At 66.8% G+C, this 17,215-nt stretch carries 17 protein-coding genes; 11 read left to right on the top strand and 6 right to left on the bottom strand.

Going from position 1 to position 17,215, the window contains the following annotated elements:
* Window positions 1-34 precede the first annotated feature (34 nt).
* The 3 genes from AC5P78_RS10200 to AC5P78_RS10190 all read left to right on the top strand — a co-directional run bounded on the left by AC5P78_RS10200 (window position 35) and on the right by AC5P78_RS10190 (window position 2,703).
* Window positions 35-670 (top strand): DNA-3-methyladenine glycosylase, encoded by a 636-nt coding sequence (locus tag AC5P78_RS10200; protein WP_111118067.1) that lies wholly within the window; start codon window positions 35-37, stop codon window positions 668-670.
* Entirely contained in the window at window positions 670-864 is a 195-nt protein-coding gene (locus AC5P78_RS10195; RefSeq protein ID WP_044570268.1) for a hypothetical protein, read from the top strand. Before AC5P78_RS10200 ends, AC5P78_RS10195 begins: the two co-directional genes overlap by 1 nt.
* A gap of 120 nt (window positions 865-984) precedes the next feature.
* Window positions 985-2,703: a sensor domain-containing diguanylate cyclase gene (locus AC5P78_RS10190; RefSeq protein ID WP_005413551.1), complete on the top strand. Its 1,719-nt coding sequence runs from the start codon at window positions 985-987 to the stop codon at window positions 2,701-2,703.
* Here the strand turns inward: AC5P78_RS10190 and xth are convergent, their stop codons facing one another.
* Window positions 2,704-3,495 carry an exodeoxyribonuclease III gene (gene xth / locus AC5P78_RS10185; RefSeq protein WP_005413552.1) on the bottom strand — a complete coding sequence of 264 codons (792 nt, stop codon included), beginning with the start codon at window positions 3,493-3,495 and terminating at the stop codon, window positions 2,704-2,706. It lies immediately after the preceding gene.
* Between the two features lie 161 nt (window positions 3,496-3,656).
* On the opposite strand from xth, the gene AC5P78_RS10180 reads away from it, so the two are divergent.
* A complete protein-coding gene (locus AC5P78_RS10180; RefSeq protein ID WP_012480367.1) occupies window positions 3,657-5,243 on the top strand; it encodes an alpha-amylase family glycosyl hydrolase in 1,587 nt (528 codons plus the stop codon).
* On the opposite strand, the gene AC5P78_RS10175 is transcribed toward AC5P78_RS10180, so the two are convergent.
* On the bottom strand, window positions 5,213-6,199 hold the full coding sequence (locus AC5P78_RS10175) for a TIGR03885 family FMN-dependent LLM class oxidoreductase (protein ID WP_012480368.1): 987 nt from the start codon (window positions 6,197-6,199) through the stop codon (window positions 5,213-5,215). The two genes, AC5P78_RS10180 and AC5P78_RS10175, sit on opposite strands and share 31 nt — an antisense overlap.
* 59 nt (window positions 6,200-6,258) lie before the next feature.
* On the opposite strand from AC5P78_RS10175, the gene AC5P78_RS10170 reads away from it, so the two are divergent.
* The 3 genes from AC5P78_RS10170 (at window position 6,259) to AC5P78_RS10160 (ending at window position 8,208) form a co-directional block, all read left to right on the top strand.
* Window positions 6,259-6,642 carry a sensory rhodopsin transducer gene (locus tag AC5P78_RS10170; RefSeq protein WP_005409793.1) on the top strand — a complete coding sequence of 128 codons (384 nt, stop codon included), beginning with the start codon at window positions 6,259-6,261 and terminating at the stop codon, window positions 6,640-6,642.
* 100 nt (window positions 6,643-6,742) lie between these two features.
* Window positions 6,743-7,609, top strand: coding sequence for a glucose 1-dehydrogenase (locus AC5P78_RS10165; protein ID WP_012480369.1), 867 nt, complete (start codon window positions 6,743-6,745; stop codon window positions 7,607-7,609).
* A 5-nt stretch (window positions 7,610-7,614) separates the two neighbouring features.
* Entirely contained in the window at window positions 7,615-8,208 is a 594-nt protein-coding gene (locus AC5P78_RS10160) for a mechanosensitive ion channel domain-containing protein (RefSeq protein WP_414498193.1), read from the top strand.
* Between the two features lie 117 nt (window positions 8,209-8,325).
* Here the strand turns inward: AC5P78_RS10160 and AC5P78_RS10155 are convergent, their stop codons facing one another.
* Window positions 8,326-10,269, bottom strand: a complete 1,944-nt coding sequence (locus tag AC5P78_RS10155) for a MacB family efflux pump subunit (protein ID WP_414498192.1) — start codon at window positions 10,267-10,269, stop codon at window positions 8,326-8,328.
* A 2-nt stretch (window positions 10,270-10,271) separates the two neighbouring features.
* Window positions 10,272-11,453, bottom strand: a complete 1,182-nt coding sequence (locus tag AC5P78_RS10150) for an efflux RND transporter periplasmic adaptor subunit (protein WP_043033373.1) — start codon at window positions 11,451-11,453, stop codon at window positions 10,272-10,274.
* Window positions 11,454-11,782: 329 nt separating this feature from the next.
* Here AC5P78_RS10150 and AC5P78_RS10145 point away from each other — a divergent pair, with 329 nt between their 5' ends.
* The 4 genes from AC5P78_RS10145 (at window position 11,783) to AC5P78_RS10130 (ending at window position 15,174) form a co-directional block, all read left to right on the top strand.
* Complete coding sequence (locus tag AC5P78_RS10145; RefSeq protein ID WP_049395962.1) at window positions 11,783-12,247, top strand: hypothetical protein; 465 nt, start codon at window positions 11,783-11,785, stop codon at window positions 12,245-12,247.
* A 47-nt stretch (window positions 12,248-12,294) separates the two neighbouring features.
* Window positions 12,295-13,011: a response regulator gene (locus AC5P78_RS10140; protein WP_032963270.1), complete on the top strand. Its 717-nt coding sequence runs from the start codon at window positions 12,295-12,297 to the stop codon at window positions 13,009-13,011.
* Window positions 13,012-13,015: 4 nt separating this feature from the next.
* Window positions 13,016-14,092 (top strand): ATP-binding protein, encoded by a 1,077-nt coding sequence (locus AC5P78_RS10135; protein WP_005413562.1) that lies wholly within the window; start codon window positions 13,016-13,018, stop codon window positions 14,090-14,092.
* Between the two features lie 155 nt (window positions 14,093-14,247).
* Window positions 14,248-15,174: an ABC transporter six-transmembrane domain-containing protein gene (locus AC5P78_RS10130; protein WP_012480374.1), complete on the top strand. Its 927-nt coding sequence runs from the start codon at window positions 14,248-14,250 to the stop codon at window positions 15,172-15,174.
* 96 nt (window positions 15,175-15,270) lie between these two features.
* Here AC5P78_RS10130 and AC5P78_RS10125 read toward each other — a convergent pair whose 3' ends face one another.
* Both AC5P78_RS10125 and AC5P78_RS10120 read right to left on the bottom strand, forming a co-directional pair.
* Complete coding sequence (locus tag AC5P78_RS10125) at window positions 15,271-16,359, bottom strand: DNA glycosylase AlkZ-like family protein (RefSeq protein ID WP_012480375.1); 1,089 nt, start codon at window positions 16,357-16,359, stop codon at window positions 15,271-15,273.
* Window positions 16,360-16,463: 104 nt separating this feature from the next.
* Window positions 16,464-17,048, bottom strand: coding sequence for a TetR/AcrR family transcriptional regulator (locus AC5P78_RS10120; RefSeq protein WP_044570285.1), 585 nt, complete (start codon window positions 17,046-17,048; stop codon window positions 16,464-16,466).
* Between the last annotated feature and the right edge of the window lie 167 nt (window positions 17,049-17,215).

The following is a 17,215-nucleotide window of genomic DNA, read 5'->3' as shown; positions in this document are numbered from 1 at the left end:
GTGCCATCACCGTTTTCCCGAGCCTGCCTCTACCGTGCCGGATTGGTTGCCCGCCGCTCTTCAGATCCTCCCCCGCAGCTTCTATCGGCGCCCGCCCGTCGAGGTTGCGCCCGAGCTGCTCAACAAACTCCTCGTCCGTGACGATGGCCGGGCCGGTCGCATCGTTGAAGTCGAAGCCTACGCGGGCAGTGTCGATCCGGCCGCACACTCCTATCGCGGGCAGACCCCGCGCACGGCCAGCATGTTCGGCGAGGCCGGCCACCTGTATGTCTACTTCACTTACGGCATGCACTGGGGCAGCAACGTTGTCTGCGGCGAAGTGGGTGAAGGCGTGGCGGTGCTGCTGCGGGCCATCGAGCCGCTGGTGGGCCTGGAGCGCATGCGCGAACTGCGCCCCGCCGCGCGCCGGGATCACGATCTGGCCAGCGGCCCCGGCAAGCTCTCGCAGGCCTTCGGGCTGGACCGCAGTTTCGACGGCGCTGATCTGGTGACCGGCAACCACGGCATTGTCATCGCCAGCGATGGCGTGCCGCCGCCGGAGGATCCAGTGGTCGGGCCCCGCATCGGCATCACCCGCGCTGTTGATTTCCCCTGGCGTTGGCACATCCGTGATCATCGTCACGTATCGATCCAGCCACGTCGCGCTTCCGCCCCAGCGAGGAAACGATAATGACCCCGCTCGACAAGCCACTGCGCCGCGAACTGCACATCGACGGCCAACCCTACACTCTCACCGTGGCCCCTGAGGGACTCAAGCTGGTTGAGAAGGGGCGACGCAAGGGCATCACACTGCGCTGGCAGGATCTGGTATCCGGAGACGCTGCACTGGCCACCGCCTTGCAGGCCTCGCTCCAACGGCACTGAGCCGGCGCGCCCACCTCACATCGGCATCACCCCGCCGTGGCGATACATAACGGCGCGCACACTAGCGTAGCGCCAGCCAGCCGCCGCAACCGCCCTCGCCACCCAGCCCTGAAAAGCGCCATGGACGAAGCCGAACGACTGCTCGAAATCGAACGACTGCACCTGTTGGATACGCCACCGGAGCCGGTGTTCGATGCCATCGTTGCCGCGGCCCGCGCCGCGACCGGCCTGACCATGGGCCTGATCACCGTGGTGGCCGAAGACCGCCAATGGTTCAAGGCCAACATCGGCCTGGAGGGCGTCAGCGAGACCGCCCGCGAGATCTCCTTCTGCACCCATGCCATACGCCAGGACGAGCTGTTCGAGATTCCCGATGCGCGCCAGGACCCACGCTTTTCCACCAATCCGCTGGTCACCGGTGGGCCGCGCATCCGCCACTACGCCGGCATTCCCCTGGGGTCGACGCACGGCGCACGCATCGGCACGCTGTGCCTGCTCGACCCGATGCCCGGTGTGCTGTCACCCTCCCAGCGTGAACTGATGGTGCATCTGGCTCGGGTCACTACCCAGGTGCTGGAACAGCGCAGCACCCTCATGGCGCAGGTTGGCCAGGCCAAGGCGCTGCATCGCGAGCTGAAACGCAGTGAGGACTTCCTGGAGCGTACCAACCGTGCCGCACGGGTAGGCGGCTGGGAGATGGACCTGCTGACCAACGAGGTGCGCTGGACACGGGAAACCAAGCAGTTGCATGGCGTACGCAGCAACTTCACGCCCACGTTGGAGACCGCACTCTCGTTCTATCGCGAGGACAGCCGCAATATCATCCAGGCGGCGGTACAGCGCTGCATCGACGAGGGAACATCCTGGGAAGTACAGCTGCCGATGACCACGGCCGACGGGCGCGCGATCTGGACCCGGGTGGTCGGCAGCCGGCAACAGGTCGACGGCCATCCGCGCCTGGTCGGGGCAATCCAGGACATCACGGACGAACGAGCCGCGCTGGACGCGCTGGAAGCGAGCGAAACCCGCTACCGTCGGCTGTTCCACTACAGCCTGGGCCTGATCTGCACCCACACGCTGGACGGCACATTGACCTCGGTGAATCCGGCGGCGGTGCAGTCACTGGGCTTCGAGGAAAGCCAGATGATCGGGCGCAGCCTGTGTGACTTGATGCCGCCGGAAAAACGCGAAGGCTTCAGGGCCTACCTCGCCCGGATCCAGGCAAACCACACCGACGCTGGCGTGATCGAGCTGATTGCCGCCGATGGTACGCGCCACTACTGGGCGTACCACAACGTGCTCGACAACGAAGCCAGCCCGCCCTACGTGCTGGGGCATGCACAGGACGTCACCGCGCTGAGGATGCAGGAGCAGCAGCTGCGCGACATGTCCTTCAAGGATCCGCTCACGCAGTGCTACAACCGGCGTTACCTGCACCGGCTGGATGAACTGATTGACGAGCGCTGGGCCTGCGTGATGTTCGATCTGGACCATTTCAAGCACATCAACGACACCCAGGGCCACCGCCGTGGCGATGCCGTGCTGGTCGAGTTCGCCACCTTCCTGCGCTCGCCGCTGGGCAAGGACGAGACCGTGGTACGGCTGGGTGGCGACGAGTTCATGGTAGTGCTGGTCGCGCCAGCGAATGGCCGCCTAAGCGAACTCGAGCACTGGTACCAGGACCACGCCGCGCTTTCGCCCAGCGCGTTCTCGATGGGCGCGGCCATCAACACGGCCGGTGAGCCCGTGGCCGACACCATCCAGAAGGCGGACAGCCGCCTGTACCGAACCCGCGCGCGCGTGCGTCGGGAGCGACGCGAAGACCCTGCCGCGCGTTGATCACGCACGCACCGTCACCCAAGCCGGTGCGTGGTCGCTGGCCTTTTCCTGCAGCCGCACCCAACGGTCGACGCCCGCATCCTTCAGTCGTTCCGCCAGTACGGGATTCAACAGCAGATGATCGATGCGCAGCCCACGGTCGCGCTCGGCATGCTGGCGGAAATAGTCCCAGAAGGTATAGATCGTGGCGTCGCCGTGCACCTTCCGCAGCGCATCGGTCCAGCCCTGCGCGAGCAGCCGCTCGAAGGCATCGCGAACCTCGGGCTGGAACAGCGCATCGCGCCGCCAGGCCTTGGGATCATAGACATCGGCGTCTGTGGGAATCACGTTGAAATCACCCAGCAGCAGCGCCGGGTGCGGCAGCTCGACCAGGCTGCGTGCATGCCGGATCAGGCGTTCCATCCAGCGCAGCTTGTAGTCGAACTTGGGTCCGGGCTGCGGGTTGCCGTTGGGCAGGTAGAGGGCACCCACGATGACGCCGTGCACCGCCGCCTCCAGGTAGCGACTCTGCGTATCCTTGGGTTCGCCCGGCAATCGGCGGCGGCTCTCGACCGGCATGGTGCCCCGGGCCAGCAGCGCCACGCCGTTCCAGCGCGCCTCACCCTGCCAGAGCGCACCGTAGCCGGCCTCTTCCAATGCCGCAGCGGGAAACGCGGCGTCGGTCGCCTTCAGTTCCTGCAGGGCAACCACGTCCGGCGATTCCCTGTGCAGCCAGTCCAGCAGCTGCGGCAGGCGCGTGCCGATGCCGTTGACGTTGAACGTCGCAATACGAAGCGTTTTGCGGCGGGGCATGGATAAAGGTTCCTCGGCGCAGCGGGACGAGCATTCACTCTGCGCGCCCGGGCATGCACGGGCCGTGGATGCCACGTCATGATGCGGTGCCATTCGGTTCACGAACCGCTGCCACGGCGCACAGCAGGCTGGTCACCCGTGAACAGTGCCGGAGAAGCCCCATGGCGGTGCGTCCGCTGCGCGCGATCTACCAGGTCGACCCGTATCTGTTCCGCGACAGCCAAGGCCGCGGCTGGGGCACCCTGGATGGCATCACCGAAAAGCTGGACTACCTGCAGTGGCTCGGCATCAGCCATGTGTGGCTGCTGCCGTTCTACTGCAACGCCGGCCGTGATGGCGGCTACGATGTCACCGATCACTACCGCATCGATCCACGCCTGGGCGACGAGACCGCCTTCCAGCGCCTGGTCGATGCGGCCGACCTGCGCGGCATCGGCATCATCGTCGAACTGGTGATGCAGCACACCGCCAGCGCGCACCAGTGGTTCGTCGCCGCACAGCAGGGCGACCCGGCCTGGCGCCGCTGGTACCTGTGGAGCGACCACATGCCTGACGACGGCCTGCAGCCGATGTTCCCGCCGATCGAGACCGCTGTCTGGACATGGGATGCCGAGGCCGGCGCGTTCAACCGGCACATGTTCTACCGGCACGAGCCAGACCTCGACCTGGCCCATGCGCCGGTACGCGAGGAACTGCTGCGGGTAATGACGTTCTGGCTGCAGCGCGGCGTGGCCGGCTTCCGCGTGGACGCCGTTCCGTACATGGTCAAGCGCGCCCGCCACGCCGACCCGCGCGACGGTGGGCTGTGGCTGCTGGAGGCGATGCGCGCCACGGCAGACGCGCAGCAACCAGGGCTGCCACTGATCGGCGAAGCGGATGTCCGCGCGTCCCACTACGGTGACTTCCTGTGCCACGGGCGGCGGCTTTCGCACCTGCTGGATTTCCACCTCAACAATCATTTCTTCCTCGCACTGGCACGTGGCGATGCCAGCGAAGTGGCGCGGGTCATGGCCGAGTACGGCCCGCACGCGCCGCCGGACACACGCATTGCCTGGCTGCGCAACAATGATGAACTGGACCTTGAGCAGTTGGAGCCGGATGAGCGCGAAGCGGTGATGGAACGCTTCGCCCCTGAGCGTGGCATGCGCATCTATGGCCGTGGCATCCGCCGCCGGCTGGCACCGATGCTGGAGGGCGACATCGCATGGCAGGCCATGGCCTGGGCGGCGCTGCTGTCGCTGGGCCAGGTGCCGGTGATCCGCTATGGCGAAGAGATCGGCCTCGGTGATTGCCTGGAACTGCCCGAGCGCAATGCCGTGCGCATGCCGATGCACTGGCATAACGGCCCAGGGGCTGGGTTCACCGAAGAACCGCGGCATGCCTGGCGCGCGCCACCGGCAGACGGCCCCTACGGTTACCGCACGGTGAACGTCGAGGCGCAACGCGCGACGCCAGGTTCACTGCTGCTGCGGGTGCGCGAGCTGCTGCAGCAGCGCAATGCACATCCCGCGCTGCAGCAGGGTCCTCACACGCTCGACCCGCCCTCACCTGCGCTGCTGATGCTCCGCTACGGTGAGGCACCCCATCAGGCACTGGCACTGATCAACTTCGGCGACGAGCCGGTCGAGGTGGACGTACCCCTGCGCGGTCCGCTGAACACGCTGGTGGGCCACGGCGCCAAGCTGCAGGGTCGCCGCTGTTACCTGGAGGGCCACGGCTATACGTGGCTGGCTGCCGAAGGTGCCTGAGTGCGCAGCGCGGGCAGCACGTGTTCGGCGAAGTCATCGATGAAGCGTTCCTGCTCGCGGTTCACGTTGTGCAGGTAGATGCGATCGAACCCCATTCCCTGCAGCTCCTGCAGCCAGGCCCGATGCTGGCCCAGGTCTGCCGAGACATGCACGTGCTGGCGCACCATCTCGGCGCTGACCGATCGGGCCTGTGCTTCGAACTGTTCGGGCTGGTCCAGGCCTTCGGCCAGTTCCGGCGACAGCACGTTGGCACTCCACTGCTCCATCGCACCTTCCAGCGCCGCCTGTTCGGCGCGCGCGTAGGAGAGCTTGGCCTGCAGGTACATCGGCTTGCCCCTGCCACCGCCTGCCTCGAACGCTGCCACCACACGCTGTAACTGCGCCAGCGGTTGGCTGATGGTGATCAGACCATCGGCCCAGCCCCCCATCCAACGTGCAGTCTCCTCCGTGACCGCTGCACCCAGCAGCGGCAGGGGAAGCGCCGGGCGACTGTAGAGCCGTGCCTGGCGCACCTGGAAGCCACCGTCGTGGTCGACGTGCTCGCCACCCCACAGCCGCCGCATCACCTCGGCCGCATCGCGCAGTGCCTTCTGCCGCTCGCGCTTGGCTGGCCACGCCTGGCCGGTGATGCGCTCGTTCAGGGCCTCGCCGGTACCCAGCGCCAGCCAGATCCGGCCCGGCGCCAGCTGCTCCAGCGTCGCCGCTGCCTGTGCCACCAATGCCGGGTGCTGGCGCAGCATCGGGCAGGTCACCATGCCCAGGGTCAACGCGCTCTGCACCGCCAGCGCACCGGCCCACACCCAGCTGTGGCCGGACTGCCCTTGCGCAGTCGTCCATGGATGGAAATGGTCCGAGCACATCACGGCCTCGAATCCCGCCTGTTCGGCGCGCAGCGCCAGGCCCAGCAAGGTGGCGGGCGGGAACTGCTCATGCGATGCGTGGTAGCCGATGGTCATCACGGATTCCGTGCGGGGACTGGACACGATGGCAACACCCCTCCAGCTAAAACCGCGTCATGGAAACGAACGCTTCCTGCATCGGGCATCGACGCTGGGCTATCGCCGAGGGCTACATTCCAGCCTGGAGCAACGGCCCGTCACCGGAGATGCAGAGTCACGAAACCTGCTGCGTACTCAATGCCGGCGACGAGCCCGCGCATGTCACGCTGACCCTCTACTTCGAAGACCGTGATCCGGTGGGCCCCTACAGGGTCACCGTGCCGGCGCGACGCACCTGTCACCTGCGCTTCAACGACCTGCAGGATCCGGCGCCGGTGCCGCGCGGCACCGGCTTTGCCACCCTCGTTGAATCCGACCAGCCGATCATCGTGCAGCACACGCGGCTGGATTCACGGCAACCGGCCAACAGCATCATGACCACGATCGCCCATCCGTTGTGAAGTCCTCCGCGCAGGCGTCCACGCTGCAACGACACCGCGCCCTCCGGCCGTTTACCCGTATGGAGGGAGACTGGCGCCGGTTTCCTTCCGGAGAGTGACGATGGCCCTGCCCGACTACCCACGCCCGCCCTTCCCCGCCCAACAGCAATCCTTCCCCGGCAAGACCGCGCAGATGCAACCGCGTCCGGACCACGGCGAAGACAGCTACCGCGGCCATGGCTTGTTGCAGGGCAAAAAGGCACTGATCACCGGCGGTGACAGCGGCATCGGCGCAGCCGTGGCCATCGCCTTTGCGCGCGAAGGCGCCGACGTTGCCATCGCGTTCCTCGATGGTGAGCAGGACGATGCCCGCCATGTGCAGCAGCAGATCGAACAGGCCGGGCGCAAAGCCGTACTGGTGCCGTGTGACATCAGCGACCCGGCACAGGCGCGCTCGCTGGTCGACCGCGTGGCCAGCGAGCTGGACGGTCTCGACATCCTGGTCAACAACGCGGCCTACCAGCGCTACTACGAGCACTTCGACGACATCACCCTGGATGACTGGAAGCGGACGTTCGATACCAATGTCCATGCCGTGTTCAATCTGACCCGGTTGTGCGTCCCGCACCTGCGCGGTGGCGGCGCGATCATCAACACCGCATCGGTCAATTCCAAGCGACCGACCCCGAACATCCTTCCGTACTCCGCAACCAAGGGCGCGGTGGCCAACCTGACGCTGGGGCTGGCGGGCCTGCTGGCCGAGCACCAGATCCGCGTCAATGCGGTGCTGCCCGGCCCGATCTGGACGCCGTTCATTCCGGCAGGCATGGCCGCCGAGGAGGTCGAGCAGTTCGGCTCGCAGACGCCGTTCGGCCGCCCCGGCCAGCCAGCCGAACTGGCATCGGCCTATGTGATGCTGGCTTCGGACAGCGCCAGTTATACCTCTGGTGCACTGCTGACCATTTCTGGCGGCGCGGCGACGCTGTAGCCTCCATGACCGGATTGCCTGCCTGGATCGAGGACTGGCTGACCGTGGTTGTGCCGGTGGCCGAGGTGCTGGCCATCCTCGGCGTCGCATGGGTGATGGTGCGTGCGCTGGCGTGGCTGCTGGTGCAGGCCCGGCAGCGCGGCAGGCTGGCTCCAGAGCTTCATGTGGGCCTGCGCCGCGGCGGTGCCTTGCTGCTGTATCTGGCGGCTGCGCTGCTGATACTGGAGCGGCTGGGCGTTTCGCGCTCGGTGCTGTGGACCGCGCTGACCGGGTTCATGGCGGTCGGCGCGGTGGCGTTCTTTGCCGCGTGGAGCGTGTTGTCCAACCTGTTCTGTTCGTTCCTGATCGTCGCCACGCGCCCGTTCCGCATCAATGACACCATCGAAGTGATGGAAAGCGTGGACAAGCCGGGCCTGTGCGGCCAGGTGGTGGACATCAACCTGATCTACACCACGCTGAGTGATCGTGGCGAAGGCGCGCGCGGTTGCCTGCTGCGCGTGCCCAACTCGTTGTTCTTCCAGCGCATCACCCGGCACTGGGGCGACAGCGGCTATGCGCAGCTGCCAGGAAGCGTGCCGATCAAAGGCAAGGCGCGCTGAGTCGCTGTAGCGCCGAGTCCATGCTCGGCTCGCTGCGCGCGGCGCAGGGCGCATCGCGGTCTGAACGGAGAGCAGCCGAGCGTGGGTTCGGCTTTACACGTGCCATAGCAGGCGAGCCTACTCCGCCGCCAATGCTTGGATCGGGTCCAGCTGCGCGGCATTGCGGGCCGGGAAGTAGCCGAAACCCAGCCCGATTGCAGACGAACATGCCAGCGCGGCGAGCACCGGCCCAGGCGTGAACAGGAACGGCACGCCCAGTGACAGCAGACTGGACAAGGCCCCCACGCCCAACGCGGACAACACGCCCAGCACCCCACCGAACAGGCAGATCAGCATGGCCTCGATCAGGAACTGGCGCAGGATGTCGCCCTGCCGGGCCCCCACTGCCAGCCGCACACCGATCTCGCGCACGCGCTCCTTCACCGACACCAGCATTATGTTCATCACGCCCACGCCTCCGACCACCAGCGCCACCGCCGCAATCGCCGAGACCAGCGCCGCCATGGTCTGGCTGGATTTCATCACCGCCTTGCGGATCTGGTCCGAGTTGTAGATGAAGAAATCGCGGCGCCCATGCAGCCGCTGCAGTTCCGCACCCAGCGAGGCCTCAGCTGCACGGGTTGATACGTCATCGCGCACGCGTACGGTGATGCTCTCCAGCCGCTGGCTGCCAAGCAGGCGCGAGGCCGCCGAGGTGTAAGGCACGTAGACCGTGGGCGTCGCGCCGCCTGCGAATGCACTGGCACCCACCACACCGATCACGTCCACCGGCATGCCGCCCAGCAGTACCGTGCCGCCGATCGGATTGCCGTTGAACAGTGCTTTGGCCGCCTTCTGGTCGAGCACGGCCACCGCGCGATGCGCCTCCACCTCGGCATCGGTGAAGAACCGGCCCGCCTTCAGGCGCAGCCCGCGCACACGGGGTAGATCAGCGCCCACGCCAAGCACCTGTGTGTTGGCGCGCCGGTTGCCCTGCAGAGCGGCCACCGAGCTGCTCAGGTTGGGGCTTACGCTGTCTACGTAACTCAATGCGGCCAGGTGATCGGCATCGTCCACGACCAGCGTTTCGATCTCGGCCGAGCGCGGGTCGCCGAAATCCGCACCCGGGAAGATCTCCAGCGTACTGGCACCCAGTTCGTTGATCTGTGACTCGACCTGCGCCTGTGCGCCCTTGCCCAACGCGACCACGGTCACCACCGCAGCCACGCCGATGATGATGCCCAGCATGGTCAGCAAGGTGCGCAGGCGATGGGCCAGCATCGAACGTACCGCCATCCGTGCCGCTTCCCTGGTCGCATCCAGGCGCGCGCGGCGCTCGGCGCCCGGTTCCGTGCTGCGCTCGGGCGCGACGGCCTTGCGTGCAACCGCAGGATCACCCGTACCACGGTCGGATACGACCCGGCCGTCCGCGATCTCGATCACGCGTGAAGCGTGCGCGGCAATCGCCGCATCATGGGTCACCAGGATCACGGTATGGCCCTGCGCATGCAGGCGCTTGAGTTCGACCATCACCTGACTGCCGCTGGCATGATCCAGCGCGCCGGTCGGCTCGTCGGCCAGCACGATGGCGCCGCCGTTCATCAGCGAACGCGCAATGGAAACGCGCTGCTGCTGGCCGCCGGACAGCTGGCTGGGCCGGTTCGTGGTGCGCTCGCCCAGGCCAAGCGTTTCCAGCAGCAGGCGGGCACGCGTGGTGCGCGCATCGGCCTCCACCCCGGCATAGACGGCGGGCAAGGCCACGTTCTCGGTGGCGCTCAGGTTCTCCATCAGGTTGTAGCGCTGGAAGATGAAGCCGAAATGATCGCGACGCAGGTGCGCCAGTTCATCGGGCGACATCTGCTCGGTTGCGGCGCCGTGCACGCGGTAGCTGCCTTCGGTTGGCCGGTCCAGGCAGCCCAGGATGTTCATCAGCGTGGATTTTCCCGAACCGGACGGGCCGATGATGGCGATGAACTCGCCCGCCGCGATGCGCAGCGACACGTCCTTCAACACCACCACCTCGCCGGCGGCCGAGCGGTAGGCGCGCGATACGCCATGCAGTTCCAGCAGCGCGTCGGCCATGCTCACATCCCCAGCAGGCTGGTGGGCTCGGCTTCCGCGCCACTGGGCGCCTGCCCGACCACCACGTTCTCGCCTGCCTTGAGGCCGGACAGGATCTGCACCGCAGTAGCTGTGCGCAGGCCGGTCGTCACCGCGCGCTCGCGGGCACGGCCCTTGGCGTCGATCACCTGTACAGTCGCGCGGTTGCCCGCCTTGTCATCGCTCTCGGACACTGCTGTCAACGGCACCTGCAGCGCGTTGGCGGCGCGCGCCAGCTGGATCGTCACCTTCACCGTCATCGACGGCTTCAGTTTCAGGCCTGGATTGGGTACGTCAAACAGCCCGGCGTAGTACACCGCCTTCGGCGTCTGCGCCGATCCACCCGTGTTGCCGGTGGCCACATCGGCAATCGACGATGGCGCAGGTTCAAGCTGCTGCAGATGCGATTCGTAGCGGCGTCCGCCCGGCCCCAGCGTAGAGAACCACAGGGGTTGGCCAGGCGCGATCAGCTCCACGTCGGCCTCCGCGATCTCGGTGCGAACCGTCATCGTGTCCATCTGTGCCAGCATTACGATGGTCGGCGTGGTCTGCATCGAGTTCAGCGTCTGCCCGGCCTTGGTGACGATGGCCACGATGTAGCCATCGGAAGGTGAGACGATGCGGGTGTAGCCCAGGTTGATCCGCGCCGTTTCCACCTGGGTCAGCGCCTGCTCGATCTGGGCCTGCAGCGCTGCGACGTCAGAGCGCGCCGCTTCGCGCGCCACCCGCGCGGACTCGAAACCTTCCTGCGAGACCAGCCGAGACGCCACCAGCTGCGACTGGCGCTCATGCACGCGGATGGCCTGGGCGTAGCGCGCCAGGCTGGCGGCATGCTGGGCACGCAGCGCATTGGCAGCCGCTTCGGCGCTGCGCAGGGCGATGCGCTGCGGCTGCGAATCCACTTCGGCAATCAGATCACCAGCGTGCACACGCTGGCCCAACACCACATGCAGGCGCTTGACCTGGCCCGATACCTGCGCACCCACCGCCACCAGTTCCTTGGGGTTGACCCGGCCAACGGCCTGCACGGTCCTTTCCAGGTCCGCCACCCTTGCCGGGGCCGTGATCAGCGCGGCATCATCACTTTCGGCGAACAGCCACCAGCCGGTGCCGCCTGCAAGAAGCGCAACGATTGCGGCAATGATCCAGGTCCTGCGGTTGTTCATCGGAAGGCTCGCATGCACGCAGCCACCGGATGTGACCGCAGAAGCCGCAGTCTGGGAGGTGGTGGTGGATGTTTCTTGGAGCCACTGTGGAGATTGCATGGAGGCCGCACATCCGTTCAGGCACGGCGTCCGCTCCTGAACGGCACGGATCGCGTCCATGAAATCTCGACACAATCTCGACCAAGTCTCCATCAACGGCCCCTAGCCTTGTCGGCCTCGCCGACTGCGTTCCCGCCGTGTCCCTCCCGTTTCCTGACCTGCCTCCCATCGATGTTCGCCGCGCCTACCTCGCCTGGTGCGCGCCTTCGCCGTGGCTGCTTGCACTGGTAATGGCGTCGACCAGCGCCTGGATGCTTGCCAGCGCGAACCCGGCGCCGCCCCTGCTCGCGGGCGCCGGTGCCGCCGCGCTTGTGTGCTTCCGCAGCGAAGGCCCCGCCCATTCGGCGCGCACGGGCACCCTGGCGTCGCTGGTGCTGATCGGCTTCGCGGCCTGGTCCGCCTCCAGCGCTGGCCTGAGTCTCATGCCTGCAGGGATAGCAGCGGTCCTGGTGGCGACGTTGCTTGCCCTGCGCCTGTGGGCCCTGGTCCGCATGGCCCGCCGCTTGCAGGACCGGGTGGACGCAACGGGCATGCAATCACGGTGGAGCAAGCTGCCTGCGGCCGTATCGGCCCTGCTCGCACAGCACCTGCGCGGGACCGCAACGCTGGCGCCCGCCCTGCAGCACACGCTGGTGCTGGCCACCCTCGCCTGGGCCGCCCACGAAGAAGCACAGACCCTGGAACGGCCACGATGACACCGCCGCCGGCACTCCCCATCTCGCACTGGAAACTGCAGCGTTCAATGAAGACCGATGCACGCACGCACCAGGCGCCCCTGGTGCTGATTGCCGAGGATGAAGGCGAAATTGCTGACATTCTCGGCGCCTACCTGGCCCGCTCCGGGTTGCGCAGCGCCCGCGCCGCCGATGGCGAAGCCGCCCTCGCCAGCCACCGCCAGCTGCGCCCCGACCTGGTCCTGCTCGACGTGCAGATGCCGAAGTTGGATGGCTGGCAGGTCCTGAGTGAGCTGCGCCGGCGCGGCAACACCCCGGTGATCATGCTCACCGCACTGGACCAGGACGTGGACAAGCTCACTGGCCTGCGCGTCGGCGCCGACGACTATGTGGCCAAGCCGTTCAATCCGGCCGAGATCGTCGCCCGCATCCAGGCGGTGCTGCGCCGTAGCGCGAAGCCCATGGCAGAAGAACCCAACGGGCTGATCCGGCAGGGGCCATTCGAGATCGACCTGCGCAGCCATGAGGTCACCGTGCGCACCGATGACCACGTGCATGCTTTGAATTTCACACTCACCGAGTTCCGTCTGCTGGTGCACATGGCGCGCGCACCGCGCATGGTGCACAGCCGGCTGGATCTTCTCCAGACCTGCCTGCCGGAAGGCGATGCGCAGGAGCGCACCGTGGACAGCCACGTCAGCAAGCTGCGCCGCAAGCTCGAGGACGTCGGCATCATCGGCATTCCCGCCACCATCCGCGGTGTCGGCTACCGCTTCCTGGACTGAACCGATGAACCGCAAAGGCAAGAGCATCGGGCGCCAGATCACGCTATCCATCACGGTCGCATCGCTGTGCTCGACCGTACTGTCGATCAGCGGTTTCTACCTGTTCTATTACCTCATGGAGGTGTTCTATCCACGCTGGTATGACGAGCCGGAAACCATCATGCCGTCAGGGCTGGAGTGGCTGTGGATCGGCCTGACCGCCACCGTGGTGGTGGCACTGGCCACGTTGATCGCCTCGCGCCTGACCCGGCGCATCATCACCCCGCTGAACTCGGTGGCCGAAAGCCTGCGTCGCGTCGCCAGCGGTGATCTTGAGGCGCGTGCGCGCGGCGGCGACACCTCGATGGCCGAGGCCGCCACACTGGTCAGCGACTTCAACTCCATGGCCGAGCGGCTCAGCCGGATGTCCGAGAACCGCGTGTTCTGGAATGCAGCGATCGCACACGAACTGCGCACGCCGATGACCATCCTGCGCGGCCGCCTGCAGGGCATCGCCGAAGGCGTGTTCGAGCCCGGGCCGGAGCAGTTCAACAGCATGCTCACCCAGCTGGAGGGCCTGACCCGCATCATCGAAGACCTGCGCGTGGTGAGCCTTGCCGAAAGCGGTCACCTGGATCTGCGCCTGCAGCGCAGCGATGTCAGCGTGCAGGTGGCGGCGGTGGTCGAAGCGATGTCCGAGGCGCTGACCGAGAGTGGATTCTCGGTGACATTGGATGCACGGCCGTCGCTTGCCGACTGCGATCCGGCACGCATCCGCCAGGCGGTGCTGGCGCTGCTGGAGAATGCACGACGCCATGCCATCCCCTGCCCCCTCCGGGTTCGCGTCACGCTGGCCGAAGGCCATTGCACCGTGACCGTTGAGGATGGTGGCCCCGGTGTGCCGGACGACCTGCGCGACAGCATTTTCGAAGCCTTCCAGCGCACCGATGTGTCGCGCTCACGGCAGAGCGGTGGCTCCGGGCTTGGCCTGGCGGTGGTGCGCGCGATTGCCGTGGCCCATCACGGAACGGCGCGATGCAGGGCGACCGAACGCGGTGGTAGCGCGTTCGAGATCCGCTGGCCGGTGCACGCGCGTCGTTGAGGGCCATCGCTGCCCTGGAAAGCCCGAAATGCCGGAACTGCCTGGGTAGAGTCGACTGTCAGGCGACTTGCGCGCGCAAGCGCGGGTTCTTCCAGCAGTTCGCAAAGAGCAGTCGACCAACAGTCGACTCTACCCCCGACCCACCCAGGCATTCCATGAAACACCCCCACGATCCAGCGGCCGCCGCCGGCAGCATCGGCCAGCAGAATGCGGCCGCCACCCTGAAGGCCATCCTGCGCACCTACCCCTGGCAGCTCACCGGCACGTTCTCGCTGGTGGCACTGGAAAACGCGCTGCTGCTGGCCTATCCGCTGTTCGCCGGCTTCGCGGTGGATGCCATCATCCGCGGCAACATCGGCCATGCCATCTCCTACGCCGGCGTAGTGCTGCTGTTCTGGTTGGTCGGTGCCGCCCGCCGTGCGGTCGATACCCGGACGTTTACCCGCATCTATGCCGATCTGGCAGTGAACGTGGTGCAGGCGCAGCGCCGTTTGGGCCAGGCCACCTCCACTTCGGCGGCCCGCGTCGTTCTGGCCCGCGAGTTCGTCGACTTCTTCGAAAAGCACGTGCCGATCATCGCCACCGCACTGGTATCCATGTTTGGCGCTGCGGTCATGCTGCTCGCAATTGAACCGCTGGTCGGTGGAGCCGCTCTCCTCGCGCTGTTCGGTGCTCTCCTGCTGCTGCCGTCGTTCGCGCGTCGCAACGAGCAGTTGCATGGGCGCCTCAACAACCGCCTGGAACAGGAAATCCGACTGGTGGACCGGGTCAGTCCCTCGGTTTTGCGCCGTCACTACACCACGCTGTCACGCCTGCGCATCCTGCTCTCCGATCGCGAAGCCGGCGCCGTGCTGGCCGTCGGCGCGACGGCAGCGGCCCTGTTCGCACTGACCATCGGCCGCCTTGCCACCACCGATGGCGTTACCCCCGGTCACGTCTATGCGGTGATGACCTATCTGTGGACTTTCGCCGGCAGCCTGGACGATGCACCGTCGATGGTGGATCAGCTCGCGCGGCTGAAGGACATCGGCCGGCGAGTCAGCCCCGGCATGGACGATGCGGACCACAAGGACGCCGCTTGACCGGTAGATGCCCACCTTGGTGGGCACCGATGGAAGCCAGCGCCAACCAAGGTTGGCGACTACCGGGCGCGATGGCTACCCATGCGCCGCTCGGCGCTACAGGAACTCCGCCATGCGCTGCAGCTCGTCGTCCAGCGCGCCACGAAATACCTTGTCGCGGGCCAGCGACTTGCCGGCATAGCCCACGTTCGACACCAACTCACCTTCGCGCATGCTCAGGTTGGCCCAGCCCACCACCTGGTCGTGCCACAACACCGGCAGTGCGTAGTAGCCATACTGGCGCTTCGGTGCAGGCGTGTACGCCTCGAACTTGTACACCCAATCCCACAGCAACTCGAAACGGCGGCGGTCCCACACCACCGGATCGAACGGCGCCAGCAGGCGCACCTGTTCGTCCGGCGCATGGCGGCGCGAGCGCGGATTTTCGTCCGCCGGCCAGTACCAGGTGGTGCCCTCCAACGTGCAGCTGGCCAGCTGCTGCTTGGCCAGTGCCAATGCCTTGCGGGTCTGCTCGGCCAGGTGCGGAGCGCCATGGCCCAGCAGGCGCACCAGATAGGTCAGGCCGGCCGAAGGCAGCGGTGCGTACTTGCGCACCACCAGATCGATCAGGGCGGCAGCACGTTCGATCTGCGCCTGTTCGCTGGAATCGGGCTCGGCATGATCGGCCACCGCGTAGATGCGCGTACCGCTGTCGCGCCGTTGCACGCGCAGCAGGCCGCGGTAGTGCATGCCGTCCAGCAGATGGGTACTGGCATTGCTGGTGCCGCCCCAGTAGTTGGTCACCCGCCCATGCGCGAACGCCTGGTCGACCTCGCGTGGGTGCACGCTGCCACGCTCGCGCACAAAGGCCAGCACATCGGCCGCACGGCGATGGGTCTCGGCATCCCACTCGCGCTTGGAAACCCGTGGGTGCATCAGCGCCAGATGCTCGCGCGGCAGGAAGCCGTAGTTCACCAGGCAATCCTCTTCCACCGGCAGACGCGTGTAGCGGCGCTCAAGATCGCCCGCGCGGTAGTCCTTCACCCGGTGGCGCAGGGTCAGGTCCTGCGCGCGAGCGGGTGCCCGGATCGGGTCGGCCTGCACGAAGCCCAGCCGCCGGATCGCGGTCAGCAGCGTGGTCGGCTTGAACAGGGTGCGCGCCACCGCGTAGCGGCGAAGATCATCGAGAGTGGGCGTGGCAGGCATAGCCGCATTGTATTCTCGACACTACGCGATCCGTCCAGTAGAGCCAGGCCATGCCTGGCTGGCGTCATGGTGAACGGCCACGATCATCCACTCATGGCGTGGATCTACCGAAGCCGCGATACCTCCAGCGAACCGATCACCAACGCCCGCATGCCCTGCTTGAACTCGGTGATCACCTGCCCCTCCTCGTCGTCCGCAATCGCGTAGATCGTGTCGGCGCCGGCGATGCAGTAGAACGCGATCGTGGCCAGCAGCCAGCGCGCCTTGTCCACCGGCAGGCCGAACACCTCGGCCACGTGCGCCTGGTGCGATGCGATCTTTTCCAGCATCGGCGCGGTCGCCACCGTGCGCCGCAGCAGGTAGGGCGGTAGCCCGGGATGCGCCTTCACCACTTCGCACAGTGACTGCACGAACCCCATCAGGTAGGCCTCCAGCCCACCCGGTGCGTCGACCGACGCGCGAGGAATCTGCCAGCGCTGGAACACCGCCTCCGCCACCAGGCGCTTCAACGCCTCCAAGTTGGCTACGCGCTTGTACAGCGCTGCCTGGGTCACCGCCAGTTCGGCGGCCACGTTGGCCATGGTCAGGTTGGGCAGGCCCAGACGGATGCCGATGTCGGCCAGGCGCTCCGGGGTGATGGTGGGCGGGCGGCCACGGCTCGGCGCCGTTGGATCGGGGTGCGTGCTCATACGGTGCCTGCTCTTACGGTGCGCGTCCATACCCTGCTGAGGGTGCCAGTAAAGGGACCCTCTTGTCCGCTTCGATTGATTTAGTTTAACTTACTCAACTAATTCGGAAGGCGTCCAGCACGCTGCCCGTGATCGAGCCCATGGCTCACCTCCCGCCAGGTCCCCAC

The sequence above is a fragment of the Stenotrophomonas sp. YJH_SMC_133 genome, assembly GCF_059370655.1.
The sequence above is the reverse complement of the archived record's forward strand: the minus strand, read 5'-3'. Positions and strand labels throughout refer to the sequence as shown.